25 protein-coding genes and 1 pseudogene are annotated in these 24876 nt (G+C 62.1%); 10 read left to right on the top strand and 16 right to left on the bottom strand.

The features are described 5' to 3' along the window. Positions 1-771, bottom strand: coding sequence for an isocitrate lyase/phosphoenolpyruvate mutase family protein (locus tag CO670_RS16970; protein WP_097591308.1), 771 nt, complete (start codon positions 769-771; stop codon positions 1-3). Then, entirely contained in the window at positions 768-1841 is a 1074-nt protein-coding gene (locus CO670_RS16965) for a trifunctional transcriptional activator/DNA repair protein Ada/methylated-DNA--[protein]-cysteine S-methyltransferase (protein WP_097591307.1), read from the bottom strand. Before CO670_RS16965 ends, CO670_RS16970 begins: the two co-directional genes overlap by 4 nt. 103 nt (positions 1842-1944) lie before the next feature. Between CO670_RS16965 and CO670_RS16960 the strand changes: the two genes are divergently transcribed. Continuing rightward, complete coding sequence (locus CO670_RS16960; RefSeq protein ID WP_097591306.1) at positions 1945-2661, top strand: pyrimidine 5'-nucleotidase; 717 nt, start codon at positions 1945-1947, stop codon at positions 2659-2661. A gap of 111 nt (positions 2662-2772) precedes the next feature. Then, positions 2773-3399, top strand: a complete 627-nt coding sequence (locus CO670_RS16955) for an EF-hand domain-containing protein (RefSeq protein WP_097591305.1) — start codon at positions 2773-2775, stop codon at positions 3397-3399. Positions 3400-3489: 90 nt separating this feature from the next. On the opposite strand, the gene CO670_RS16950 is transcribed toward CO670_RS16955, so the two are convergent. Beyond that, on the bottom strand, positions 3490-4356 hold the full coding sequence (locus CO670_RS16950) for an LOG family protein (RefSeq protein WP_088676662.1): 867 nt from the start codon (positions 4354-4356) through the stop codon (positions 3490-3492). Positions 4357-4549: 193 nt separating this feature from the next. On the opposite strand from CO670_RS16950, the gene dapD reads away from it, so the two are divergent. The 3 genes from dapD (at position 4550) to CO670_RS16935 (ending at position 7289) form a co-directional block, all read left to right on the top strand. Beyond that, the gene (gene dapD, locus CO670_RS16945; RefSeq protein WP_088687338.1) at positions 4550-5410 is read left to right on the top strand and encodes a 2,3,4,5-tetrahydropyridine-2,6-dicarboxylate N-succinyltransferase; all 861 of its coding nucleotides are present in this window, start codon (positions 4550-4552) and stop codon (positions 5408-5410) included. 102 nt (positions 5411-5512) lie between these two features. Beyond that, positions 5513-6706: a succinyl-diaminopimelate desuccinylase gene (gene dapE / locus CO670_RS16940; RefSeq protein ID WP_097591304.1), complete on the top strand. Its 1194-nt coding sequence runs from the start codon at positions 5513-5515 to the stop codon at positions 6704-6706. Next, the gene (locus CO670_RS16935; RefSeq protein ID WP_097591303.1) at positions 6693-7289 is read left to right on the top strand and encodes a hypothetical protein; all 597 of its coding nucleotides are present in this window, start codon (positions 6693-6695) and stop codon (positions 7287-7289) included. The genes dapE and CO670_RS16935 overlap by 14 nt, the downstream gene beginning before the upstream one ends. 16 nt (positions 7290-7305) lie before the next feature. On the opposite strand, the gene truA is transcribed toward CO670_RS16935, so the two are convergent. The 6 genes from truA to CO670_RS16905 form a co-directional block, all read right to left on the bottom strand. Beyond that, positions 7306-8106 (bottom strand): tRNA pseudouridine(38-40) synthase TruA, encoded by an 801-nt coding sequence (gene truA / locus CO670_RS16930; protein WP_097591302.1) that lies wholly within the window; start codon positions 8104-8106, stop codon positions 7306-7308. Then, positions 8106-9041: a methionyl-tRNA formyltransferase gene (fmt, locus tag CO670_RS16925; protein ID WP_097591301.1), complete on the bottom strand. Its 936-nt coding sequence runs from the start codon at positions 9039-9041 to the stop codon at positions 8106-8108. The genes truA and fmt overlap by 1 nt, the downstream gene beginning before the upstream one ends. A 20-nt stretch (positions 9042-9061) precedes the next feature. Next, positions 9062-9481, bottom strand: a complete 420-nt coding sequence (locus CO670_RS16920) for a type II toxin-antitoxin system VapC family toxin (RefSeq protein WP_097591300.1) — start codon at positions 9479-9481, stop codon at positions 9062-9064. Then, a complete protein-coding gene (locus CO670_RS16915) occupies positions 9478-9738 on the bottom strand; it encodes a plasmid stabilization protein (protein WP_097591299.1) in 261 nt (86 codons plus the stop codon). Before CO670_RS16915 ends, CO670_RS16920 begins: the two co-directional genes overlap by 4 nt. A gap of 62 nt (positions 9739-9800) precedes the next feature. Then, complete coding sequence (def, locus tag CO670_RS16910; RefSeq protein ID WP_097591298.1) at positions 9801-10316, bottom strand: peptide deformylase; 516 nt, start codon at positions 10314-10316, stop codon at positions 9801-9803. Between the two features lie 97 nt (positions 10317-10413). After that, a complete protein-coding gene (locus CO670_RS16905; RefSeq protein ID WP_097591297.1) occupies positions 10414-11910 on the bottom strand; it encodes a globin-coupled sensor protein in 1497 nt (498 codons plus the stop codon). A 204-nt stretch (positions 11911-12114) separates the two neighbouring features. Between CO670_RS16905 and CO670_RS16900 the strand changes: the two genes are divergently transcribed. The 3 genes from CO670_RS16900 to CO670_RS16890 all read left to right on the top strand — a co-directional run bounded on the left by CO670_RS16900 (position 12115) and on the right by CO670_RS16890 (position 16895). Further along, the gene (locus CO670_RS16900; RefSeq protein ID WP_097591296.1) at positions 12115-13338 is read left to right on the top strand and encodes a DNA recombination protein RmuC; all 1224 of its coding nucleotides are present in this window, start codon (positions 12115-12117) and stop codon (positions 13336-13338) included. An 85-nt stretch (positions 13339-13423) separates the two neighbouring features. Beyond that, positions 13424-14323 (top strand): ribokinase, encoded by a 900-nt coding sequence (locus CO670_RS16895; protein ID WP_097591295.1) that lies wholly within the window; start codon positions 13424-13426, stop codon positions 14321-14323. A gap of 241 nt (positions 14324-14564) precedes the next feature. After that, complete coding sequence (locus CO670_RS16890) at positions 14565-16895, top strand: methyl-accepting chemotaxis protein (protein ID WP_097591294.1); 2331 nt, start codon at positions 14565-14567, stop codon at positions 16893-16895. A 79-nt stretch (positions 16896-16974) separates the two neighbouring features. On the opposite strand, the gene ptsN is transcribed toward CO670_RS16890, so the two are convergent. From ptsN to lptC, 7 genes and pseudogenes are all read right to left on the bottom strand, one after another. Then, a complete protein-coding gene (ptsN, locus tag CO670_RS16885; RefSeq protein ID WP_065281989.1) occupies positions 16975-17439 on the bottom strand; it encodes a PTS IIA-like nitrogen regulatory protein PtsN in 465 nt (154 codons plus the stop codon). Between the two features lie 73 nt (positions 17440-17512). Then, positions 17513-18088: a ribosome-associated translation inhibitor RaiA gene (gene raiA, locus CO670_RS16880; protein ID WP_003570772.1), complete on the bottom strand. Its 576-nt coding sequence runs from the start codon at positions 18086-18088 to the stop codon at positions 17513-17515. A 292-nt stretch (positions 18089-18380) separates the two neighbouring features. Continuing rightward, positions 18381-19273: pseudogene (locus CO670_RS16875) on the bottom strand (EamA family transporter). An 87-nt stretch (positions 19274-19360) separates the two neighbouring features. Then, positions 19361-20920, bottom strand: a complete 1560-nt coding sequence (rpoN, locus tag CO670_RS16870; RefSeq protein WP_097591293.1) for an RNA polymerase factor sigma-54 — start codon at positions 20918-20920, stop codon at positions 19361-19363. A gap of 152 nt (positions 20921-21072) precedes the next feature. Next, complete coding sequence (gene lptB, locus CO670_RS16860) at positions 21073-21849, bottom strand: LPS export ABC transporter ATP-binding protein (protein WP_088676648.1); 777 nt, start codon at positions 21847-21849, stop codon at positions 21073-21075. Between the two features lie 38 nt (positions 21850-21887). Continuing rightward, on the bottom strand, positions 21888-22523 hold the full coding sequence (locus CO670_RS16855; protein WP_097591292.1) for an LptA/OstA family protein: 636 nt from the start codon (positions 22521-22523) through the stop codon (positions 21888-21890). Between the two features lie 15 nt (positions 22524-22538). Beyond that, a complete protein-coding gene (lptC, locus tag CO670_RS16850) occupies positions 22539-23204 on the bottom strand; it encodes an LPS export ABC transporter periplasmic protein LptC (protein WP_088676646.1) in 666 nt (221 codons plus the stop codon). Between the two features lie 225 nt (positions 23205-23429). On the opposite strand from lptC, the gene sppA reads away from it, so the two are divergent. Continuing rightward, positions 23430-24380 (top strand): signal peptide peptidase SppA, encoded by a 951-nt coding sequence (gene sppA, locus CO670_RS16845; RefSeq protein WP_097591291.1) that lies wholly within the window; start codon positions 23430-23432, stop codon positions 24378-24380. A gap of 29 nt (positions 24381-24409) precedes the next feature. Next, positions 24410-24709, top strand: coding sequence for an integration host factor subunit beta (locus tag CO670_RS16840; RefSeq protein ID WP_003544934.1), 300 nt, complete (start codon positions 24410-24412; stop codon positions 24707-24709). Positions 24710-24876: the final 167 nt, after the last annotated feature.

The raw sequence follows: 24876 nt of genomic DNA, 5'->3' as shown, positions 1-24876 counted from the left end.
TCAAAGCTGGCTATAGATCGCCGCCGCTTCCTGCTTCAGCTTTTCCATCATCGAGCGATAAGGCCCCGGACCGTAGCTGATGCGGCCGACGCCGAGCTTTGCCAGCACTTTCACGTCGGGCGCGCCGGCCCTCATCATGATATTGACCGGCAGCGACGATGCCGCGCAGATCCTTTCGATCAATGCGGCATCGATCAGGCCCGGAACGAAGAAGCCGCTACCGCCAGCCGCCGCATAGGCCCTGCCCCGCTCGATCGCCTCGTCCACCAAGCTTGCATGCTTGGAAAGATCGCTCTCGGCGAGGAAGAGGTCCGTGCGGGCATTGATGAAGAAGGGAATACCTTTCCCATCCGTCATCTCGCGAATGGCGCGGATGCGGGCCGCCTGGCGTTCGGCCGGATAGCAGCCGCTGCCGCCGACGACCCGATCCTCGAAATTGATGCCGATAGCGCCAACCTCCACCAGCTTGGCGGCATTGGCGGCGGCACCTGCGGGCTCCGAGGAATAGGCGCCTTCGAAGTCGACCGAAAGCGGCAGGTCGATGACATTGGTGATGGATTTCACCGTCTCGACCAGCGCCGGCATCGGCAGCTTTTCGCCGTCGGCATAACCTTGCGCTGCCGCGACCGACCAGCTTCCCGTTGCAAGCGCCTTGGCCCCAGCATCGGCAACGGCCTTCGCCGTGCCCGCGTCCCAGATGTTATACAGGACGATCGGATCGCCCTTCTGATGCAACGCATGGAATGCCTTGGCTTTGTCAGTCTGGTTCATGCCGTCTCCTCCATCTTTGCCCGTGTTCTGATCTTCTCTTCATGCCGCAGCAGCCACTGCTTGCGCCAGAGCCCTCCGCCATAGCCGGTCAGCGAACCATCCGCGCCGAGAATGCGATAGCAGGGCACGATGATGGCGAGTTGATTGGCGCCGTTGGCACGGCCGACGGCACGCACGACCTCCGGCCGCTCCATCTCCCTTGCGAGATCGCCATAGGCGCGCGTCTGACCGACCGGGATATCCACGAGCCTTGCCCAGACATGCTTTTCGAACGGCGTGCCGCCAAGCGCCAGCGGCGTTTTGAAGACGGTAAGCCTGCCTTCGAAATAATCGCGAATCTCCGCTTCGATCTGATCGATGACAGGCGTCCGGCCGATCGCGACCGAAGAACGGACGCGCTTCTGCAGCGCCTCGAGTTCGGTCGGCAGTGCCTTGCGATCGTGAAACTCGAGAAGATGCAGATATGTCTGGTCGGCGACCGCAATCATCGGTCCGAGCGGCGTGTCGAACCAATCGGCAAAGAGCAGTTCGCGGTTCTGCGAGAGCGCCGGCGCTTTGCCGACGAGCCGCTGAAACGCCGTGCGGAAGCCGCTCGGGGATTCGTATCCGGCCTCGATTTGCGCATCGATCACCCGCGCGCCGTCGGCTAGCTGCCTGGCCGCCTCTCCGAGACGGCGGTAGCGGACAATGTCGTGAAAGGTCATCCCGAGCGCCCGCTTGAAGGCCCGGCGCACCGTCGAGGGATCAAGCCCCCGGCGCACGAGTTCGTGCTCGGTCCAGCGAACCTCGGGCTCGCTGTCCAGCCGCGCCAGCAGATCGTCGACAACAGGCTCCCTGCCCGGCTGCTCGAGCGGCCTGCAGCGCCGGCACGGGCGAAAGCCGGAATGCATGCAGGCGGCGATCGTATCGAAGAAGATGGTGTTTTCCCGCTTCGGCTTGCGCGCCGGGCAGGTCAGACGGCAGAAGATGCCTGTCGTCTTGACGCAGACATAGGCCTGGCCCTCGTAATCGGCGCGGCGCGCGATCAGGGCGTCATAGAGCGTATCGTCGTCGGGGCGTTCGAAGAGCATGCCGACTTTCTAGCACCCCGCGCCTGCCGCGTCCGCCGAAAATCGGGCGTCTATTTTTTCTTGTCGATTTCCCTGCGGTCGCGCCTGTGCCATAAGGACGCCCATGACAAAGATCGACCGCACGCCTGAAAAAGCCGATTTCGAACACGTCACCGACTGGGTGTTCGACCTCGACAACACGCTCTATCCCCATCATGTCAATCTCTTCGCGCAGATCGACAAGAACATGACGGCCTATGTCGCAGCGCTCTTGCAGATGGAGCGGGACGAAGCGCGAAAGCTGCAGAAGCAGTATTATCTCGACCACGGCACGACCCTGCAGGGACTGATGATCCATCACGGCATCGACCCGAATGATTTCCTCGAAAAGGCGCATGCGATCGACTATTCGGCGCTGACGCCGCAGCCGGAACTCGGCGAGGCGATCAAGGCGCTGCCGGGGCGCAAGTTCATCTTTACCAACGGCAGCGTCAAGCATGCCGAGATGACGGCAGGCGCGCTCGGCATCCTCGAGCATTTCGACGACATCTTCGATATCGTCGCCGCCGACTACGTGCCGAAACCGGCGCAGGCGACCTACGACAAGTTTACGGCGCTGAAACGCGTCGAAACGAGCAAGGCGGCGATGTTCGAGGATCTGCCGCGCAATCTGACGGTGCCGAAAGCGCTCGGCATGCAGACCGTACTGCTCGTGCCGCGCAATCTGGAAGAAACGGTCGTCGAATGGTGGGAAAAAACCAGCGGCGAGGAAGATCACATCGATTTCGTCACCGACGACCTCGCCGCCTTCCTCGGCAAGGTGACCGGATCCGGCCGCTGACGGGCATCACGTTACGAAAGTTTCACCCAGCTTACCGATGTTTAACTGGGTCTTCCCGCCTCGTTGCCATAGCTTCTTTCGTGAGGGGACACCTTACGAAAGGGAAATACGATGTACCGCAACAAGCTGATACTGGCAGCGCTTTCCTCCGTCCTCGTTTTCGGCGCAGCAGCCGGAGCAAGCTTTGCCGCGCCCGGCGATGGGCCGCGTCAGCATGCCGGCAAAGGCCGTCCGGACTTCGGCGCCTTCCGCGAAATCACCTATGTGCGCATGCTCAAGCAGTTCGATGTGAACAAGGACGGACAGGTCACCAAGGAAGAGGCGACCGAAGGTATCGACAAGATTTTCGCCGCGATCGACACCAACAATGACGGGTCGCTGACACCCGGCGAAATCCGGCAATACCGGCAGACGCAGATGCAGGCGATGCGCGACAAGCGCAAACAGAATGCCGACGAAAACAGCGACGCGAATGCCGCCCCCAAGACGGCGGAGAACGGCGATCAGCGCCGACCGCCGCGCGAGGGTCACGAAGGTCGTGACGGCCATCGCTGGATGCGTCATGGCGGCAACATCATGAACGCCTCGATCATGATGCACCGGGTCGACACCGACGAGAACGGCCAGATTTCCAAGCAGGAAGCCGAAGCCGCCATCGACAAGCTGTTCGTCCGGATGGACCGCAACAAGGACGGCGTCATTTCGATCGACGACATGCCGGACCGGCCATTCCTGTAGGGCGGAACGAACCATCGGCTCCACTCTTTCCCCGCTCCGCCGGGGAAAGAGATTCTCGTGCCTCTTCAATCGGAATGCGGCGCTGAGCCCCTATTCGCGGCGTTCGTAGAAATCCTGCACGATCTTCCACGCGGCTTCGGCCGTCTCGACGAAGCTGATCAGCTTGACATCATCGGGCGCGATCGTGCCGAATTCGGCCAATGCGTCGAAATTGATGATGCTCTTCCAGAACGCCTCGCCAAACAAGATCAGCGGCAGGCGCTCCATGCGCCCGGTCTGGATCAGCGTCAGGCATTCGAAGAATTCGTCAAGCGTCCCGAAGCCGCCGGGAAAGACCGCGATCGCCTTGGCGCGCACCATGAAATGCATCTTGCGGATGGCGAAATAGTGGAAGTTGAAGCTGAGTTCGGGCGTCACATAGGCGTTCGGCGCCTGTTCGTGCGGCAGCACGATGTTGAGACCGATGGAAGGCGCGCCCTCGTCGGTCGCGCCGCGATTGCCTGCCTCCATCACGCCGGGACCGCCGCCGGTGACGATCACATATTCATGGAAATCGAAGGTCGCCGAATATTTCGAGCAGAGCCGGGCGAATTTGCGCGCCTCGTCATAATAGACGGACGCCGCCTCCAGATTGGCGCGCTGGACATCATTGCGCGCCGCCCAGGCGCTCTGGCCGGGAGCGGGAATGCGGGCGCCGCCGAACATGACGACGGTCGAGCGGATGCCGCGTTCGGTCAGCATCATCTCCGTCTTCAGGAGCTCCAGCTGCAGGCGGATAGGCCGCAGTTCCTCGCGGCAGAGGAAATCCTCATCGACATAGGCAAGGCGATAGGCAGGCGACATCGTCTGCGGCGTCTTCGGCACGGCCTCGGCGCGCTGCCTGTCGGTCGAGCTGCTCTTCAGCGGGTCCCATACGCCATCCTTGCGCCTAGAACCGCCGTTTCGTCCCTTCGCCATATCGAAATGCCTTTCAGTCCTGCCGGCCTTAGTGCCGGATATGTCGCGATAACGCCTTGAATCCAGATTGATCCTGCCCGAAAAATCATTCCATTCTACGGGCGCATGCTGTAGAGCAGGACACAATCCCGCCAACCGCAATTCCGGAGACTGCGCCGTCTCCACGATAAAGATCGAAGTTTAAGGAATTCCCATGAGCGCCACCGACCTCGCATCCCTCGAAAAGACCATCGAAGCCGCCTTCGACAATCGCGACAATGTGAACACGTCGACGAAGGGCGAGGTCCGCGACGCGGTCGAAGCAGCGCTCAATCTGCTCGACGAAGGCAAGGCGCGCGTGGCGACGCGCGGCGCCGACGGCGCCTGGACGGTCAATCAGTGGCTGAAGAAGGCAGTGCTCCTGTCCTTCCGCCTCAACGACATGGAAGTGGTCAAGGGCGGTTCTGGCAATTCCACCTGGTGGGACAAGGTTCCCTCGAAGTTCGAAAACTGGGGCGAGAACCAGTTCCGCGCCGCGGGCTTCCGCGCCGTGCCGAACTGCGTCGTGCGCCGCTCGGCCTATATCGCGCCGAACGCGGTCCTGATGCCGTCCTTCGTCAATCTCGGTGCCTATGTCGGCGAAGGCACGATGGTCGATACCTGGGCGACGGTCGGCTCCTGCGCGCAGATCGGCAAGCATGTGCATCTCTCCGGCGGCGTCGGCATCGGCGGCGTGCTGGAACCGATGCAGGCCGGCCCGACGATCATCGAGGACAATTGCTTCATCGGCGCCCGCTCCGAAGTGGTCGAGGGCTGCATCATCCGCGAAGGCTCGGTGCTCGGCATGGGCGTCTATATCGGCAAGTCGACCAAGATCGTCGACCGCGCCACCGGCGAGGTGATGTATGGCGAAGTGCCGCCCTATTCCGTCGTCGTCGCCGGCTCGATGCCGTCGGGCAATGCGACGATGGCGAACGGCCAGCCGGCGCCGCATCTCTATTGCGCCGTGATCGTCAAGCGCGTCGATGAAAAGACCCGCTCGAAGACCGGCATCAACGAGCTGCTTCGCGATTGATGACATCGGGAAATTGATCCGGTAAACAGGCGGGCGTCTTTTTGCGCGAGGCGGTCCCGCCTTGCCATGTCTTTGCCATTCCCGCCGGATAGTTCGACCGCCATGACCGCTACCGATCCCGTCGCCAATCTCCAGACCCTGATTCGCTGCCCGTCCGTGACGCCCGCCGAAGGCGGCGCGCTGACGGCGCTGGAGGCGATGCTTGCGCCGCTTGGCTTCAAGATCGACAGGGTGAAGGCGAGCGAAGAGGGCACGCCCGATATCGAGAACCTCTATGCCCGGCTCGGCAGCGACGGGCCGCACCTGATGTTTGCCGGCCATACCGATGTCGTTCCCGTCGGCGACGAGGCCGCCTGGACGCATCCGCCCTTCGCCGCCGAGATTGCCAAGGGCGAGCTTTTCGGCCGCGGCGCCGTCGACATGAAGGGCGGCATCGCCTGCTTCGTCGCCGCCGTCGCTCGCCATATCGAGAAGAACGGTCCGCCGAAGGGCTCGGTCTCCTTCCTCATCACCGGCGACGAGGAAGGCCCGGCGATCAACGGCACGATCAAGCTGCTGCACTGGGCGGCCGATCGCGGCGAACGCTGGGATGCCTGCCTCGTCGGCGAGCCGACCAATCCGGACAGGCTCGGCGACATGATCAAGATCGGCCGGCGCGGCTCGCTGTCGGGCAAGATCACGGTTCATGGCGTGCAGGGCCATGCGGCCTATCCGCATCTTGCCGACAATCCGGTGCGCGGCATTCTGCAGCTGACCGAGGCGCTGATGGACCCGCCCTTCGACGGCGGCACCGACAACTTCCAGCCGTCGAACCTCGAAGTGACCACCATCGACGTCGGCAATCCCGCGACCAACGTCATTCCGGCCAAGGCATCGGCAAGCTTCAACATCCGCTTCAACGATAGCTGGACAGCCGAGACGCTGAGGGCCGAAATCCTGCGGCGCCTCGACGCCGCCGCCCGCGACGGCGTCTTGCGACCGGGCCGGGAGCCGGTGAAATACGACATCGTCTGGGCCGACCGGCCGAGCCATGTCTTCCTCACGCGCAACAACGCCCTGATCGCCTCGCTGTCATCAGCCGTCGAAAGTGTCGCCGGCCGGTCGCCGGCGCTTTCGACCACCGGCGGCACGTCGGATGCGCGCTTCATCAAGGATTACTGCCCGGTCGTCGAATTCGGCCTCGTCGGCCAGACGATGCACATGGTCGACGAGCGCGTCGCCGTTTCCGATCTGGAGATGCTGACGGCGATCTACGAGACCTTCATCGCCCGCTGGTTCGCCAATGCCGGGTCTTAGAGAAGTCCAATATTATCTGGCGGGCCTCTGGCTGCTGATCCGGCTGGATCCGCGCGGCTTCCGCTTCCTCGACATGTCGGAGCGCGGCGTCAACCGTTCGTTCTGGGCGATGGCCTGGTGCCTGCCGCCGATGGGCATTTCCTGGCTCTGGTGGCGACAGGCCTTCCTGCGGGCGATGCCGCCGGAAGCCGATGTCGACTTCGCCTTCTATATCAGGCTCAGCCTCGTCGAGGTCGCCAACTGGTTCGTGCCGCTGGTCTTTGCCGGGCTGTTGCTGCTTGCATTCCGCATGGGCGAGCGCTTCGCGCCGCTCGTCGTCAGCGTCAACTGGCTCGGCGTGCCGCTTTCCTACATCAACGGGCTGCTGCTGGCGCTGGTCTTCTTCCTGCCCGGAACCGTCGGCTTCGTCTCGCTGCTGCTGCTTGCCTGCATGCTGGCGCAGGTCTTCGTGCTGGCGCGTATTCTGCGGATGATCTGCTATGGCCACGCGCTGATGGTCGGCGCGCTGACGCTGGTGCTGCTCGTGCCGCCGATGATCCTTTCGGAATATCTCCAGCGCTTCCTCGGCATCTATCCGATCTGACTGGAGCGGCGGAGCTTTAAGACAGATCGTCGTCGGTTTCGTCGACCGGCCTTCGCCGGTCGGTGATCACCTCGGGATAGTCCACCCGCATGAAATAGAGCCCTTCCGGCGGCGCGACCGGGCCGCAGGCCTTGCGATCCCGCGCCTCGAGCGCTGCCTGCACGTCGTCTGGCGTCCATTTGCCTTCGCCGGCAAGCTTCAGCGTGCCGGCGAAGGACCGGATCTGGTTGTGGAGGAAGCTCTGAGCGGTGGCGCGGATCTCGATCAGCTCGCCATTCCGCGTCACATCCAGCCGGTCGAGCGTGCGCACCGGGCTGTTCGCCTGGCAATGGGCGGAACGGAAGGTGGAAAAATCGTGCCTGCCGACCAGCCTCCGGGCGGCGGCATGCATGACCTCGTGATCGAGCGCCTTCGGTACCCACCAGGCCTTGCCGGCCTCCAGCGCCAGCGGCGCGCGGCGGCTGACGATGCGGTAGAGATAGTGGCGTCTCAGCGCCGAGAAGCGGGCATCGAAAAAGTCCGGAACCACCTCGACGTCGAGAATGGAGACACGCTCGCCGGCGAGCCGCAGATGCGCATTCAGGGCATTCTGCAGCTTGTAGGGCGACCATTCTTTCGAAAGATCGGCATGGATCACCTGACCCATGGCGTGGACGCCGGAATCGGTGCGGCCGGCGCCGCGGATCGAGACGGTTTCGCCGGTGAGCGACAGCACGGCGGCTTCGATCGCGCCCTGCACCGAAGGACCATTCTCCTGCCGCTGCCAGCCGACATAGGGGCCGCCGTCATATTCGACGGTCATGCGGTAGCGCGGCATCAGGAGAGCCTCATGCCCGCCGCCAGCGGCGTGCCCCTGAGGAAATCGGCCGCGGCGAGCGGCTTGCCGCCTGCCTTTTGCAGCCGGGTCAGCCGCACCGCGCCAGAGGCGCAGGCAATCAGGAGATCATCCGTCAGCAGCTCTCCGGCAGCACCTTCACCCTCTCCCAGCTCCGAGCCCAGCACCTTCACCCGTTCCGGCTTGCCGCCGACTTCAAGTTCGAACCATGCGCCGGGGAACGGCGCGAGGCCACGGATATGATTGTGCACGTCCTTGGCATCTCTGGCAAAATCGATGCGGGTCTCGGCCTTGTCGATCTTGGCGGCGTAAAGCACGCCCTCTGCCGGCTGCGGCGTCAGCGGCAGGTCGTTCATCTCCAGCTTCACCATGGCTTCCGCCATCGCCTTGGCGCCGACCTGCATCAGCCGGTCGTGCAGCTCGCCCGCCGTCATGTTCGGGCCGATCTCGACTTCGCGGGTCAGCGCGACGGCGCCGGTATCGAGGCCCTTGTCCATCTTCATCACCATCATGCCGGTCTTTTCGTCGCCCGCCATGATCGCCCGCTGGATCGGAGCGGCACCCCGCCAGCGCGGCAGCAGCGAGGCATGGCCGTTGTAGCATCCGTTCCGCGTGCCGTTCAAAATCGCCTCCGGCAGCAGCAATCCGTAGGCAACGACGACGGCGACATCGGCATTGAAGGCGGCAAACCTCTCGCGCTCTTCCGGATCTTTGAAATTGACCGGCGTGAAGACAGGAAGACCGAGCAGCTCGGCCGCCTGGTGCACTGGCGATTTCTGCAGATCGAGCCCGCGCCGGCCGCCCGGCCGCGGCGGCTGCGTATAGACCGCAACGATCTTATGCCCGGCATCGACAAGCAGGCGCAGGGTTGGGACCGAGAACTCCGGGGTTCCCATGAAGATGATGCGAAGGGACATTCTATCTCGCCAATTGAGGATCAGCCGTCTTCAAACGGGTTTACGAGCTTGAGATCAAGCCCCTCGAAATCTCTGGTGTTGCGGGTGGCGAGCGTTGCGCCGTTCGAAAGGCAGATGGCGGCGATCATGGCGTCCTTCGTTTCCATCGGCCGTCCCGCCTTTCTGCGCGCCGCAGCCAGAAGGCCGTAGCGATTCGCTGCGCTCAGGGAAAACCCTAGCAAACGGCCGGAAAATTCGGACTCGATCCGGTTGAAGTCGGAGATCAGCGCCGTCTTTCGCCTTCCGTCATCAAGGAGTTCAAGCCCGTAGCGCATTTCCCCGACCGAGATCGTGGTCAGGAAAAGCGTCTCGACGTCGTAGGCGTCCAGCCAGTTCAAGATCCGCTCACTGTGCGTCCGTCCCTGCAATTCGGAAATCACATTCGTATCGAGCACGATCATCTGTCGAAACGCGGCGGCTCGCGGTCGCGTTCGTGGCGGGCTGCGGCGATGGCTTCGACTTCGTCTTCGCTCAACCTTTCCTCGCCCATCAGAGAGCGCAGGCGCTGCCCGGCGGAAGCACCCGAGCGCTCCACCGCAATCTGGCGGCGGATGATTTCGATCGCTTCCTCCGAAAGGCTGCGGCCGTTGCGCTGGGCGCTTTCCTGAAGCTGCCGCTTCATCGCTTCGGGAACATCTCGAATAAGCAGGTCACCCATCGGCGCCTCCATTATGATATCAGCGATATCATAATGCCTCGCCGACGCATTTTCAACGCTCGTCAGAGGGCCTTGGATTTCGCCGCCTTGGTGAATTTCTTGATCACCATCTCCCGCTTCAGCCGCGAAATATGGTCGATGAAGAGCACGCCGTTCAGGTGGTCGATCTCGTGCTGCAGGCAGGTGGCGAGCAGGCCGTCGGCTTCCACTGTCTGCTCCTTGCCGTCCCGGTCGAGAAATTTCACCGAAACGATCGCCGGACGCTCGACCTCGGCATAGTAATCCGGAATCGATAGGCACCCCTCCTCATAGACGGAGCGCTCGTCGGAGGATTTGACGATTTCGGGATTGATGAAGACCTGCGGCTGCTTTTCCTCGCCTTCGCGCGCAACGTCGATGACGAGCATGCGGCGCGGCACGCCGATCTGGATGGCGGCAAGGCCGATGCCCGGGGCATCGTACATGGTTTCCAGCATGTCGTCGGCAAGACGCTGCAGGTCGGCATCCACCCGCTCGATCGGCTTGGATATCTGGCGGAGGAGAGGATCGGGAAGAATGATGAGTGGCTTAATGGTCATGGCGTTCCCATAACCCATCTTTTCCGACTATGGAATTATCCGGCGGCGGGGGAGCGCGCTTTTTTGCCTCCCCGCCCCGAATTTTGCCATATTCGCGTCACGCCGCCCGGCGGGCAGCGATGGCCGAACGGCCCTCGGGCTGGGCGCGGAAGCGCCGCAGCAGCGTGATCAGGCTCTCCACCTCATCCTTGAGACGGCGGGTTTCCGCCGAAGTATGCTCGACCATGCCGGAATTCTGCTGGGTGATCTCGCCCATGCTGCGGATCGCCACGCTGACTTCGTTGACGCCGGTCGCCTGGTCGCGCGCGGCAGCGGCGATATCGGCGACGAAACGGTTGATGATGTCGATGCGGCTGATCATGTCGTTCAGCGCCTCGCCGGTGCTGGAGACGATGTCGACGCCTTCATTGACCTGTGTCGAACTCTGGGAGATCAGGTTCTTGATCTCCTTTGCGGCTTCCGCCGTGCGCTGGGCAAGCTGGCGGACTTCTTGGGCGACGACGGCGAAGCCCTTGCCGGCATCGCCGGCGCGGGCCGCCTCGACACCGGCATTCAGCGCCAGCAGATTGGTCTGGAAGGCAATCTCGTCGATAACGCCGATGATCTTGGAAATTTCGGTCGAGGATTTCTCGATGCCGGCCATCGCCGAGACGGCGCTGGTGACGAGTTCGCCGGAGTTCTTCGCCTTCTGCTGCGTTTCGCGCACGGCGTCCGACGCCTTCTCGGCATTGGCGGCCGTCTGGCCGACGCTGACGGAAAGCTGCTGCAGGGCGGCCGAACTCTCCTCGACGCCTGCCGCCTGCTGGGCGGTGCGCAGCGCCAGATCGTTGGTCGCGTTGGAAATGACGTCGGCACCGCTCATGATATGGCCGGAGGTCTCGCGCACCGATGCGAAGGACTGGCGAAGGGCGCTGACGGCACGGTTGTAGTCCTCGGCCATCTGCTTGAAATTGCCCGGCAGGTCGGCCGGCAGCGTGGCGTCGAGATCCCCATTTGACAGCGCTTCCAAACCGCGGCGCAGCTGCTCCAGTGCCATTGCCTGGTCGGCCTCGGCCTTGGCGCGCTCTTCTTCCAACGCGTGGCGCTTCGCTTCGAGCGCCTCGAGATAGACGGAGATCGAATAATCCATGTCGAGCATGCCGGCCTTGATGACGGCCGACAGCTTCTCGGCCAGCAGCTTGCCCTGCTGGCGCGCGAAGATCGACGGCCATTGCTTCTCCATGATGCCCTTGACGAGTTCGGACATGAGGATGGCGTAGCCGCCGATATACCAGCGCGGTTCCAGCCCGATGCGGGCATGCGTGCGGCCGACGGCGGTCACGCCGGCGACATAGGTCTCGTCGAAGGCGCCGCCGGCGAGATTCGCCCAATGATCCTGCTGGCGCTTCTTGGCATGGCCCATATGGGACTTGTCGGAAAAGAAGCTCGCGACGGCGGAGGTCTTGGCGATCTTGGCATAAAATTTGTCGAGCGCGCCGCCAATCAATTCGGCGATGACAGGGCGCAGATCCCGCATCGACTTGCGCGCGGCGTCGTCCAGTTCGATGAAATCGAGGCGCTGCCTGAGGGCATTGTCAGTCTGCTGGGACGTCATGGGGATCTCTGTACTTGGCGCGAATGCGCGGGAGGGAATTTCTGCGCCACAGGTTTTGGCGAATATAGTTGAGCAATGGTTAAATTAGCCCGCGATTTCTTCTCACGAGCGAAGAAGACCGACAGCTTGCGAAGATATTGGGGACCATCGATTCCGTTCACGTTTTGATCTATATATCGCCGCTTCTTCTGTTATGGTTCCAGCATGACCAGTCATTCCGAATCGCTCACTCTTTCCCTTGGCTCGATCAGCCCGGCCATGCTGGCGCTTGCCGGCGGGGCTTTCGCTGCGCTGATCCTGCTGGCGATCGTCCTTCTTCTGCGCAGCGCCAGCCTTCGCCGCGAGCAAACGGAAGAGGCGAGCTTTCGCGCCGCCGAGAGCGAGGCGCGCATGGCTGAGCTTCTGAAGATCCAGGCGGAGATGCAGGGCCGAATCACGGCCATGGCCGAGGTCTTCGGCTCGCGACAGAGCGAGCTCAACCAGGCGATCAACCAGCGTCTCGACGGCATGTCGCAGCGCATGAGTTCGACGATCACCGAGCAGACGAAATCGACACATGAGAACCTGCAGCGGCTGCAGGAGCGGCTGGCGGTCATCGATGCCGCGCAGAACAATATCCAGACGCTCGCCAAGGATGTCGTCGGGCTGCAGGCCATTCTTTCCAACAAGCAGACGCGCGGCGCCTTCGGCCAGTCGCGCATGGAAACGATCATCGCCGACGGCCTGCCGATGGGCGCCTACACTTTCCAGCCGACGCTTTCGAACGGTTCGCGGCCGGACTGCACGATCCGCATGCCAAACGACGCGCCGGCACTGGTGATCGACGCCAAATTTCCGCTGGAAGCCTGGAATGCGATCCGCGATGCCGGCAGCCCCGAGGCCGGCAAGATCGCAAGCCAGCAGTTTCGCCGCGATATGGACGTCCATATCCGGGACATTTCCGAGAAATACCTGATCCAGGGGGAAACCCAGGATACGGCCTTTCTCTTCGTGCCGTCCGAATCGATCTTTGCCGAGATCCACGAGAACTTCGAGCCGGTGGTGCAGAAGGCGCATCGTTCGCGCATCGTCATCGTCTCGCCGTCACTGCTGATGCTGTCGATCCAGGTCATCCAGGCCGTGCTCAAGGACCAGCGCATGCGGGCGCAGGCGCATCTGATCCAGGGCGAGGTGGCGCTCCTGATGGACGATCTCGGCCGCCTCGACGAGCGGGTGCGCAAGCTGCAGGGTCATTTCGCCATGACTCAGAAGGATATAGATATGGTGGTCACTTCAGCCGACAAGCTGACCAAGCGCGGCGCCAAGATCGAGGCGCTGGAATTCGAGGCCGGCGGCGACGGCAAGCCTGCCCGCGACAGCGAGCCTGCGGCCAAATCGGTGGAAAGCCGCACCGGCCTTCTGAAACTCCGGGTGGTTGACGAGGAGTGACCGCTTCGGGCAGTGTCTGCTCCACATTTTAAAAGAGTTGGAGCATGACGTCGCCCCGCATGTTCCAAAAGGACGGGACATCCTCATGATCACAGTTTTCGGGTCCATCAATATGGACCTCATCGCCACGACGGAGCGCCTGCCGAAGCCCGGCGAGACGGTTGCCGGCAACGGCTTTGCCACGGCCGCCGGCGGCAAGGGCGCCAATCAGGCGCTCGCGGCGCGCCGTGCCGGACGCTACGTGCATATGGCCGGTGCCGTGGGCAAGGATGCCTTCGCGGCGGATGCGCTTGCCCTGCTCGATGATGCGGGAACCGACCTTTCTCTCGTCAGGCGTGTCGATGGTCCGACAGGCACGGCGCTGATCCTTGTCGGCGGCGACGGCGAAAACATGATCGCCGTCGTTCCGGGCGCCAACGGGCGGGTTACACCTGCCGATGCCGAAGCGGCAGTCGGCCGCATGAGCGAAGGCGATATCCTGATGCTGCAGCTCGAAGTGCCGGTCGCAGCCGTCGAGCGCGCGCTTTCGGCAGCACGGTCCAAGGGCATCACCAGCATTCTCAACCTCGCGCCGCTGATCCCCGACGCGCCGCGCCTCGGCCGGTTGGCCGATATCGTCATCGCCAACGAAACCGAGTTCGAACGGCTCGCCGGACAGGACGGGCTGGACGCCGAAGCGCGCGAGGCAGCCCTCGTCCGCCTGCATCAGGAAACCGGACAAACGCTGATCGTGACGCTCGGCGGCGACGGCGTCATCGCCATCCGCGACGGTGCAATTTCGAGAGCGCAAGGGCTGGTGATCGACCCTGTCGATACGGTCGGCGCGGGCGATACTTTCTGCGGCTATTTCGCCGCGAGCCTCGACGACGGGCTCGATTTTCCTTCGGCGCTGCGCCGCGCGGCGGTTGCCGGTTCGCTGGCATGCCTCAAATCAGGGGCACAGCCTTCGATCCCCCTGAGCGAGGAAGTCGCAGACAGGATATAAGTCAGGTCTCTTTGCGAAACCGCCGGTAACACCCCTTAAATCTGAGGGAGTTTCTTGCGGTTTTGCTTATGCACGCGACTAAAATTTCATTCAAATTTAAGAGATCTCTGGCGATGTTGCTCATGATCGCCGGCCTCTACTGCCTTTGGTTCCGGCCTCCATTTGGCTGCTCCATGACGGAGCGGTGCTTTGCTCCTGTGCCGAAGAATGCCCGTTCGGCGCATCCTTGCCCGAGGAACCCATGTTCATTTTTCGCATGAAATCGCTTGCGGCGAAACTCATCGTCATTACCGGCGTCGCCATCGCGCTTGTTCTCGCCGTTTCGAACTTTTTCCTCATTGGCCAGACCCGGGATCGCGTCCAGACGCTGACGATGGATCAGGCCAATCTCGAGGCAAAAGCGATTGCCAATGAAATCGCCGCCAATGTCGGCGAGCTCGCCAGTGCCGCGCGCAGCATGTCAGGGGTCATCGGCCGTGCCCATGAAGGCAAGTCGCTCGATCGCAAGGGCATGATCAACGTGCTGAAGGCCAATCTCGAACAGAATGCCTTCGCTTTCGGCAGCTGGTTCTGCGAGCAGCTCGGCGCGCTTGACGGCAAGACGACCGAGATCGCCAACAACAACGACGAAGGCACCAACAAGAACGGCGCCTTCACGCCCTATTGGTCGAAAACCAAGGATGGCGGCGTCCAGTATTCGACGTTCGACAATGATTATACCGCCGAATGGTGGAAGCTTGCCGCCGACAGCGGCAAGGGCGCGATCACGACGCCCTATCTGGCTGAAGGAACCGACGTACCGACACTGCTGACCTCGATCGCCTATCCCGTCATATCAGGGGGGAAGATGATCGGCGTCGGCGGCGTCGACATCTCGCTGAAGTCGCTGACCGACAAGCTGCAGGCGCTGCATCCTTTCGGCTCCGGCCGCGTCACGCTGCTGTCGCAGGCCGGCAGCTGGATCGTCGCGCCGATCCCCGACCTGATGACCAAACAATATGACGGCGAAGGCGCCGACGTCGTCAAGTCGGCGCTGTCGGGCAAGCAGCCCGGGCTCGTCCGGAACCTCACCTATGACGGTCTCGATCCCTTCGACCGCGTCGTCTATCCGTTCGAGGTCCCGGGCGTCAACGCCACCTGGGTCGTGCTCGTCGATGTCCCGCACACGGTGATCAACGCTCCGGTGCAGGACCAGACCTACATGATGATCGCTACCGGCCTGATCGTGCTCGGCGCGGTGATGCTCGCGCTCTATTTCGCCGTCCGCGCGTTCGTGCAGCGGCCGCTCGGCAGCCTCGTCGCCAGCGTCAAGGCGCTCAGCGACGGCGAATATGCCGAGCCCGTCGCCGCCCAGGACCGCAGCGACGAAGTCGGTTCGGTTGCCAAGGCGCTCGAAGGTTTCCGCTTCAAGCTCGCCGACAGCCAGCGCCTCGAAGACGAGGCCGCCAACCAGCGGCAGGCCGCCGAGACCGAACGCAGCCGCTCGGAATCGGAGCGCCAGCAATCGGTGTCGCTGCAGCGTCACATCGTCTCGATCGTCGGCGCCGGCTTGTCCGAGCTGTCTCACGGCAATCTCGGTTACCGCATCACCGAGGAATTCCCCGGCGAATACGGCAAGCTGAAGCAGGACTTCAACGCCGCCCTTGCGAGCCTCGAAGAGACCATCAACACGATGAATCTCAGCGTCGTCAATATCGGCGCCGGCACCGGCGAGATCAGCAACAGCGCTTCCGACCTCGCCAAGCGCACCGAGCAGCAGGCTGCAAGCCTGGAAGAGACGGCGGCCGCGCTCAACGAGCTCACCGCGCAGGTCGATTCCAGCGCCGAGAACGCGCGCACCGCAGCCGACAACGTCAACCTCGCCTGCCAGGATGCCGAGAAATCGGGCGAAGTGGTGCAAAAGGCGATCGCCTCGATGCAGGGGATCGAGCAGTCTTCGACGGAGGTCTCGCGGATCATCGGCGTCATCGACGAGATCGCTTTCCAGACGAACCTGCTCGCTCTCAATGCCGGCGTCGAGGCCGCCCGCGCGGGCGAAGCCGGCAAGGGTTTTGCCGTCGTCGCTCAGGAAGTGCGCGAGCTCGCACAGCGTTCGGCCAACGCCGCCAAGGAGATCAAGACGCTGATCAACACCTCGGCGGTCCAGGTCAAGGAAGGTGTCGATCTCGTGGGGCGCGCCGGCGGCACGCTGCATAAGATCGCCGAACAAGTAATGGGCATCAACAGCCTCATCCGGCAGATCTCCGCCTCCGCCAGCGAACAGGCCGTCGGCCTGAAGGAAATCAACCAGGCCATGAACCAGATGGACCAGGTGACGCAGCAGAACGCGGCAATGGTGGAGGAAGCAACCGCTGCCAGCGTCGCGCTCAATGACGAGGCGCAGACGCTGAAGGCGCTCGCCACCCGCTTCAGGGTCTCGGGCTCCGGCAATGCCACGGCCCTCGCCTCCGTCGCGCAGCAGATGCGGGCGCCGGCCGCTCCCGCGGTCCGCCACACCACCGCTGTTCGCCGGCCGGCTGCCGCATCGCGCGGTTCGGCCGCGGTGGCGCAGGACAGCTGGGAAGAGTTCTGAACCCTTCCGTTGGGCTCGTGATAAATGAAAAAGGCGCCTGGAAGACCAGGCGCCTTTTTCGTTCGGAAACAGATAGTGTTCAGGCTGCGTTCGACGTCTGCTCTTCGTTCAAGAAGGCATAGATCGCCGAAGCGGAATCGGTCGCGCGCAGCTTTGCGACGAGATCATGATCGCGCAGCACGCGGGCGATCCGCGACAGCGCCTTGAGATGGTCGGCGCCGGCGCCTTCCGGCGCCAAAAGCAGGAATACGAGATCGACCGGCTGGTCGTCGAGCGCCTCGAAATCGACCGGCTGCTCCAGCCGGGCAAAAATGCCGACGATCGAATGGATGTTCACCAGCTTGCCGTGAGGAATGGCGATGCCGTTGCCGACGCCCGTCGATCCCAGACGCTCACGCTGCAGGATGACGTCGAAGATCTCGCGCTCGGAAAGCCCCGTGATCCTGGAGGCTCTTGCTGCCAATTCCTGAAGCAACTGTTTCTTGGAATTTACTCTAAGGGCGGGAATGATCGCATCCTGATGGAGCAAATCTGCCAATGCCATTTCTTTTTCCTTCTGTCGCCGGGATCAGATGACGCAAGGAGCGGCGGCAACACCGCCGCTCACCGCCCTGATCTCAGCCTTTGATATTGGCCGAATCGATCCAGCCAATATTTCCGTCGTGGCGACGGTAAACGATGTTCAGATGTTCCTTGCCGGGGCTGCGGAACAGGAGAAGCGGCTCGTCGGTCATGTCGAGCGCCATCACGGCGGTGGCGACCGACATGGTCTTCAATTGCTTCGTGCTTTCAGCGACGATCGCCGGGGCGAAATCGTCGGGAATTTCATCTTCGTGATCAGGAACGGAATCCATAACCGTGTAGGAGACTTCTGCAAAACCATTCAGATGGTTTCCGGCATGATGGTCCTTCAGCTTGCGCTTGTAGCGGCGCAGACGCTTTTCGATGCGCTCGGAAGCGGCGTCGAAAGCAAGCTGAGGATCGGTCGCTTCGCCGGCCGCATGCAACACCACGCCACTGTCGAGATGGAGCTTGCAGTCTGCGGAGAAACGGGAACTCGCCTTTTCCACGGTCACCTGGCCGGAATACCCCCCGTCGAAGTATTTCGTGATGGCCATACCAATTTGGTCCTCGATCTTTTGACGGAACGATTCACCAATTTCCATATGTTTCCCGGATACACGCACACTCATGGAGTTTCCCTTCTTATGGTCGTTTGCGGGTATCAGTTTACGCCAAGCCTCAGGTTCATCCAAGCACTTCGCGCAATCTCAAGCAAGATCGGCGCAAGCCTGCGTGTCCTTGGTACCCTTTGGATGATGGGGATAACTCCAAATGCCGTCCACGGCATCGATTGCGGCGGGCTTCTAGACGGGGGCCGCCGAAAAGTCAATAGGGACGCCGGATTCGCATTGGCGGCTGCCGGAAAGCGTTTAGCGGGCTAGCTGCCGGGAAACGCCGCCGCCGATTCTCCCGCAATCGTTCTCAGCCGCTTCGGGCCGGCATAACCGCCGCCCTTCTCTGGGGGATCGTCATGGCTGCGACGCCGAGGATGACGCAAACGAATCCGATCCACGCCGTCGGGCTCAGCGTCTCGCCGAGGAACACCATGCCGATCGCAACGCCGATCGGCACCCTGAGATAGGCCTGCGAGGTGGTCCCGACAGAACCCAGCGTCTGGACGAGGCGAAAATAGATCGCGAAGGCGAGAGCGGTGGAAAAGGCGGAAAGGGCAAGCAGCGCCAGCACCGATGCCGTGGAGGGATCGAGTTCCCACGGCCGATCGACGACAAAGCTCACCGGCAGGAGAATGACGGCGCCCGAAATCAACGAGCCGGCCGCCGGCACAGCGGGATCGAGCCCCTTGAAGTTCTTGCTGAAAATTGCGGCACCTGCGTAACAGATGGTCGCCAGGATGATGGCGATCTGTGCCGTCAGACTCTCGCCGAGTCCGGCCAGCGCTTCGATGCCGATGACGAGACAGATGCCGGTCAGCCCCGATATGACGCCGAAGAGCTTTCGCAGGGTCACCTGCTCGTGGCGGGTGATCAGGACCGTCAGCAGGAAGGTGAAGATCGGCGTTGCCGAATTCAGGATCACCGCCAGTCCGGCATCGACGGATTGCTCCGCCCAGGCGATCAGCGTGAAGGGAACGACGCTGTTGAGCCAGGCCTGAACGAAGAAGCGGCGCCATGTGGCGCGGTCGCGTGGCAGCCGGACACGCCGGTAACGGAGGATGGCGAGCAGAATGCCGCCGGCGATCAGCGTGCGCGCAGCGATCAGGGTGACCGGCGGGATGGTCTCGACGCCGATCTTGATGAAAGTGTAGGAGGAACCCCAGAAAGCTCCCTGGCAAGGCTCGGGTTCTGCTGCGTCATGGTCGGCACTTCGACATTCGTTGAGACAAGCGAGGGGTAGCAGGATAGGCAGCAGAATGCTTCGATCCGGATCGAAGCATTCAAGCGTCAGAAGCCGGCGACCTTGGCGAGCGCGCGCTTCTCGCGGCGGCGCTGGACGGAGGAAGCGATGTTCATCGCCTCTCTATATTTGGCAACCGTGCGGCGGGCGAGGTCGATGCCGCCCTTTTTCAGCATGTCGACGATATCGTCGTCGGAGAGCACGGCGTCGGGGCTTTCCTGCATGATTAGCGCGCGGATCTTGTGGCGCACGGCCTCGGCCGAATGGCTGTCGCCGCCCTCGACGGCGCTGATCGAAACCGTGAAGAAATATTTGAGTTCGAAGAGGCCGCGCGGCGTCAGCATATATTTGTTCGAGGTGACGCGGCTGACGGTGGATTCATGCATCTTGATCGCCTCGGCGACCGTCTTCAGGTTCAAGGGGCGCAGATGGTCGACGCCGTGCAGCAGGAAAGCATCCTGCTGGCGGACGATCTCGCTTGCCACCTTCATGATCGTCTTCGCGCGCTGATCGAGGCTGCGCGTCAGCCAGTTGGCGCTCTGCAGGCACTCGGAAAGAAAGGCATGATCCTCGCCGTTCCTGGTCACGCGGGCAAAATAGGACTGGTTGACCAGCACGCGTGGCAGCGTATCCGGATTGAGCTCAACCAGCCAGCCGGCTTCCGCGGAGGGCCTGACGACCACATCGGGCATGATGGCTTCGGAAACGCCGGCCTCGAAGCCGCTGCCGGGCTTGGGATTGAGCTGGCGGATCTCGCCGAGCATGTCGAGAAGGTCTTCCTCGTCGACGCCGCAGAGGCGCTTCAGCGTGGCGAAATCACGCCGCGCCAGAAGTTCGAGATTTTCGACCAGCGCCTGCATGGCGGGGTCGTACCGGTCCTTCTGCTTCAGCTGGATCGCCAGGCATTCAGACAGGCTGCGGGCGAAAACACCCGGCGGATCAAGCGTCTGAAGGGCGGCAAGCACACGCTCGGCCTGCGCGAGGCTCGTGCCCAGCCTTTCGCCCGTCTCGGCCATATCGGCCTGCAGATAACCCGCATCATCGAGCTGATCGATGAAGTTCTGCGCGATCAGCCGGTCGGTCATATCGGGCAGGACGAAGGGGATCTGCTGGGCGAGATGATCGCGCAGCGACACCTGGCCGGCGACGAAATCATCGAGATCGTAATCGGCGACCTCGCCGCTGCCGGGCATCGACTTCCACTGGCTGACGAGTTCCGGCGCATCGAGCCGCTGCGGCGCGCCGTCATCGGGGAAGACATTGGTATAGTTGGCGTCGAGCTCGTCGTTCAGCCGGCTCGTGCTGGCGCTGCCGCCATTGTCGTACCAGTCGCTGGAGAGCGCCTCGGCGCGGCTGTCGTAGCCGTCGTCGGCTGCGGCATCCTCCGGCTGGTGGTTATAATCTCCGTCGTCGGTTTCGCCGCGTTCGCCAGCGGCCTCGCCGTCATTCGACGGAAATTCGAGCAGCGGGTTCTTTTCCACTTCCTGGGCGATGAACTGGGTGAGTTCAAAATGCGTCATCTGCAGCAACTGGATGGATTGCATCAGTTGCGGTGTCATCACCAATGACTGGTTCTGGCGCAGGAAAAGATTGGCGGACAGTGCCATGACGGACGCGAAACTCCCCACGATTCCTCGGGAAACCGCGTCCGATCAACGCCTCAGGCCACGGAAATCCAACTTGGCCCAAAAATTGCTTTTTTATCGGGTTTGGTCAAGCGGAACTGTGCCGCCATGGTGAATTTCTGCCCGTTTCGCCGTCAGAGGCTGAAATTGTCGCCGAGATAGAGCCGGCGGACTTCCGGATTGTTGACGATGTCGTTCGCCCGGCCGTGGGTCAGCACTTCCCCGGCATGGATGATATAGGCGCGATCGATCAGGCCCAACGTCTCGCGCACATTGTGGTCGGTGATGAGAACGCCGATGCCGCGGGCCGTCAGGTGGTGGACGAGATTCTGAATGTCGGCGACCGAGATCGGGTCGACGCCGGCGAAGGGCTCGTCGAGCAGCATGAAGGTCGGGTCGGTAGCAAGGGCGCGGGCGATTTCCAGGCGGCGGCGCTCACCGCCCGATAGGGCGACGGCAGCACTCTTGCGCAGCTTCTGGATATGGAATTCCTCCAGCAGCTCGTTCAGTTTCTGCTCGCGCTCGGCCTTGTCTTTCACATGCACTTCGAGGACGGCGCGGATGTTCTCCTCCACCGTCAGTCCGCGGAAGATCGAGGCCTCCTGCGGCAGATAGCCGACGCCGAGGCGCGAGCGGCGGTACATCGGCATGGTCGTGACTTCGTTTCCGTCGATCTCGATCGTGCCTTCGTCCACCGGCACGAGGCCGGTGATCATGTAAAAGCAGGTGGTCTTGCCGGCACCGTTCGGGCCGAGCAGGCCGACGGCCTCGCCACGGCGCACCACCAGCGAGACGCCGTTGACGACGCGACGCGTCGCATAGGTCTTCGTCAGACCACGTGCGATCAGCGTTCCCTGATAGCGGCTCTTGTCGGCGGCACCCGAAGCTTGCGGCTCAGGTTTGCCGAACATGGTGGATAGCGATGATAATTTCACGTGGGAGGCCGGTTTCAGTTCTGCTTCTGCTGCTGCGGATTCTGCTGCGATTTCGGATCGAGCTGAATCTGGACACGCCCGCCGCAGCTTTCAAGCTCCGCCCGGCCAGTTTGCATGTGAACGGTCAGCTTGCAGCCGGTAAAGACGTTCGGTCCATCCGACAGCACGACCTTGTTGCCCGCATCGCTCGTCAGGATGAATGTCTGCGAAGCCATGTCGAAATTGCCGTCATCGGCGGTCGCCGTCTGCGTGCCCGACGTCAGCAAGACCTTGTCCGTGACCAGGATCTTGTCGATATCGGCGCTTCCCGATGCAAGCGAGGCCGACTGCTGCGGCTGCGCTGCCGGCTGGCTTCCGTCAGCGGCCGGCTTTGCCGCCTTATCCTTGTAGTAGACCGTCATCTTGCCCGACTGCATGGTCGTCGTCCCCTGGACGACCTTGACGTTGCCGGTGAACAAAGCGGTGTGTTCCTGATCGTGGATTTCGAGCTTGTCGCTTTCGATCTGGATCGGCTGGTCATTGGAAAGCTTCATGCCCGACATCGTCGTCGACTGCGCGCCAGCGCCGGAGGCCGTCAGAATAAGGGCAACTGCGCCGGCAATGAATGCCATGCCAGTCTTGCAAGTGGAAATGCGACAATCTTTTGTCATAGGTAACCCGGCTGGTTAAGTGCCCTGTTTATGGATGGTGGTGGGATCGACATTCATGCGAACATTCCCCTCGAATGTGATCACGCGCCCCTTATCGGTGATCTGAAGCGTGTTCGCAACTATGGAGGCATTGTCCTTGGTGATGGTGACGGGATCGTCGCTGCGCATGTTGCCGCCCTTTATGTCGAGATGGGCGGACTGGAATTTCGCATTGAGACCGCTGCTCAGCACCAGGGTGAAGGGCGTCGTCATATGCAGGTTGTCGGTGGCGCGATTGTAGTCGGCGGTCGAGGCGACGACACGGGCGATCAGCCCGTCATTCATCGGCACGGCGGCCTTGATGGTTTCAAGCGTGATGAGATCGGGATCGCGGATATCCTGCAGCGCCCTCTCGGCAAGCATGGAATAGTTGATGCCATCGGAATTGCGGCCGGAGATCGCCGGTTTTTCCATCACGACCTTGCCGTTTTCGATCTTGGCGCCTTCGATCTTGATATTTTCGGGCAGGTAGGTGCGGATCACCGACACCGCGATGAAGGCGAAAGAGACGATAAGAGCTGCCGCCGGCAGCAGCACCTTCAGCCGCCGCACGCGGGCGGAATGGAACAACGCATCGCCATAGGGGGTCTTGCCGGACCCCGCAAAAGCGGCGCTTCCGTTGTTCTTCAGGGTATCGAGCATATGCCTCGTCCATGTGCGGTGATCGCCGCGCCTTCGTAACAAAGCCGGCCGCCAATCACAGTTCGTTTCGCATTATTACATTGGCTTGCCAATATGGAATTTTTTCTGCAACAAGCAACAAAACGGAAAAACATCAAAAAGTGGCATTCGTACGTGCCGCTGCCACCCTATTGACCGGATCGATCGGCGGGATGCCGAAACCGGAGCCCAGCGCTGGAGGTTTTCATGGACAGTTCGATCATTGCGGATCGGCGGCGGCTGCGCCGCAAGCTCGGATTCTGGCGCATCATCGCGGTCGCCCTGATCGTGGCGCTTGGTTTCGCCTTCTACCAATTTGCCCTCGGCGACGCCGGGACGGCGCGCCCGCATGTCGCTCATGTGACGATATCGGGGCTGATCGTCGATGACGACGAGCTTCTCGAGCGATTGAAGAAGATCGAGACCGACAACCAGGTCAAGGCGGTGGTGGTTTCGATCTCCTCGCCCGGCGGCACGACCTATGGCGGCGAAAAGATCTTCAAGGCGATCCGGGCGATTGCGGCCAAGAAGCCCGTCGTCTCCGACGTGCGCACGCTTGCCGCCTCCGCCGGCTACATGATCGCCACCGCCGGCGACACGATCATTGCCGGCGACAGTTCGATCACCGGCTCAATCGGCGTCATCTTCCAGTATCCGCAGATCCAGCCGCTGCTCGACAAGATCGGCGTATCGCTGCAGGAGATCAAATCCTCGCCGCTGAAGGCCGAGCCCTCGCCCTTCCACGAGGCGAGCGAGGAAGCCAAGGCGATGATCCGCAACATGGTGGTCGACAGCTATAACTGGTTCGTCGATCTGGTCGCCGACCGGCGCAAGCTGCCGCGGGACGAGGTGCTGAAGCTGGCCGACGGCACGATCTACACCGGCCGGCAGGCACTGAAGGTGAAACTCGTCGATACGATCGGCGGCGAAGCGGAAATCCGCGCCTATCTGACATCGCGCGGCATCGACAGCGCACTGCCGATGGTGGATTGGGACAAGAAGAGCAATACGCCCTTTCTGCTCGCTGGGGCTGTTTCGCGGTTGATTACGATCTTCGGTTATGATGATCTCGTCAAAGGCCAGGATCTCAATGGAATCCTGCCCCCAAAGTTGCTTCTTGACGGGCTGCTTTCAGTTTGGCAGGTTGGCCGCGATTGATAAGAAATCAATAATTTAAGGGGGCGACTGTGATCAAGTCCGAATTGGTGCAGATTGTTGCGGCACGCAACCCGCATCTCTATCATCGCGACGTCGAGAATATCGTCAACGCGGTTCTCGACGAGATCACCGATGCACTGGCTGCGGGTAACCGCGTCGAATTGCGCGGCTTCGGCGCCTTTTCCGTGAAGAACCGCCCTTCCCGTTCCGGCCGCAACCCGCGCACCGGCGATACCGTCTTCGTCGAGGAAAAGTGGGTTCCCTTTTTCAAGACCGGCAAGGAACTGCGTGAGCGGCTGAACCCCGGCCAGGCCGACGAAGAGGATTGAGCGGCGCGAACTGCCTGCGGCGAAACCGCACTTGAACTTGAAGGCCGTTTTCCTATTCTGCTAGCGCATGTCGCGCAAAAGCGTGAAACGGTTTGCGACATGCGTAAAAACAAAGACCTGAAGCGCAAGGAGCGAATCTGAAAGATCGCCACGCGCTTTGGCGCATC

It is taken from the genome of Rhizobium sp. J15 (assembly GCF_002531825.1).
Classification (GTDB): domain Bacteria; phylum Pseudomonadota; class Alphaproteobacteria; order Rhizobiales; family Rhizobiaceae; genus Rhizobium.
This window is presented reverse-complemented; position numbering and strand designations above follow the sequence as displayed.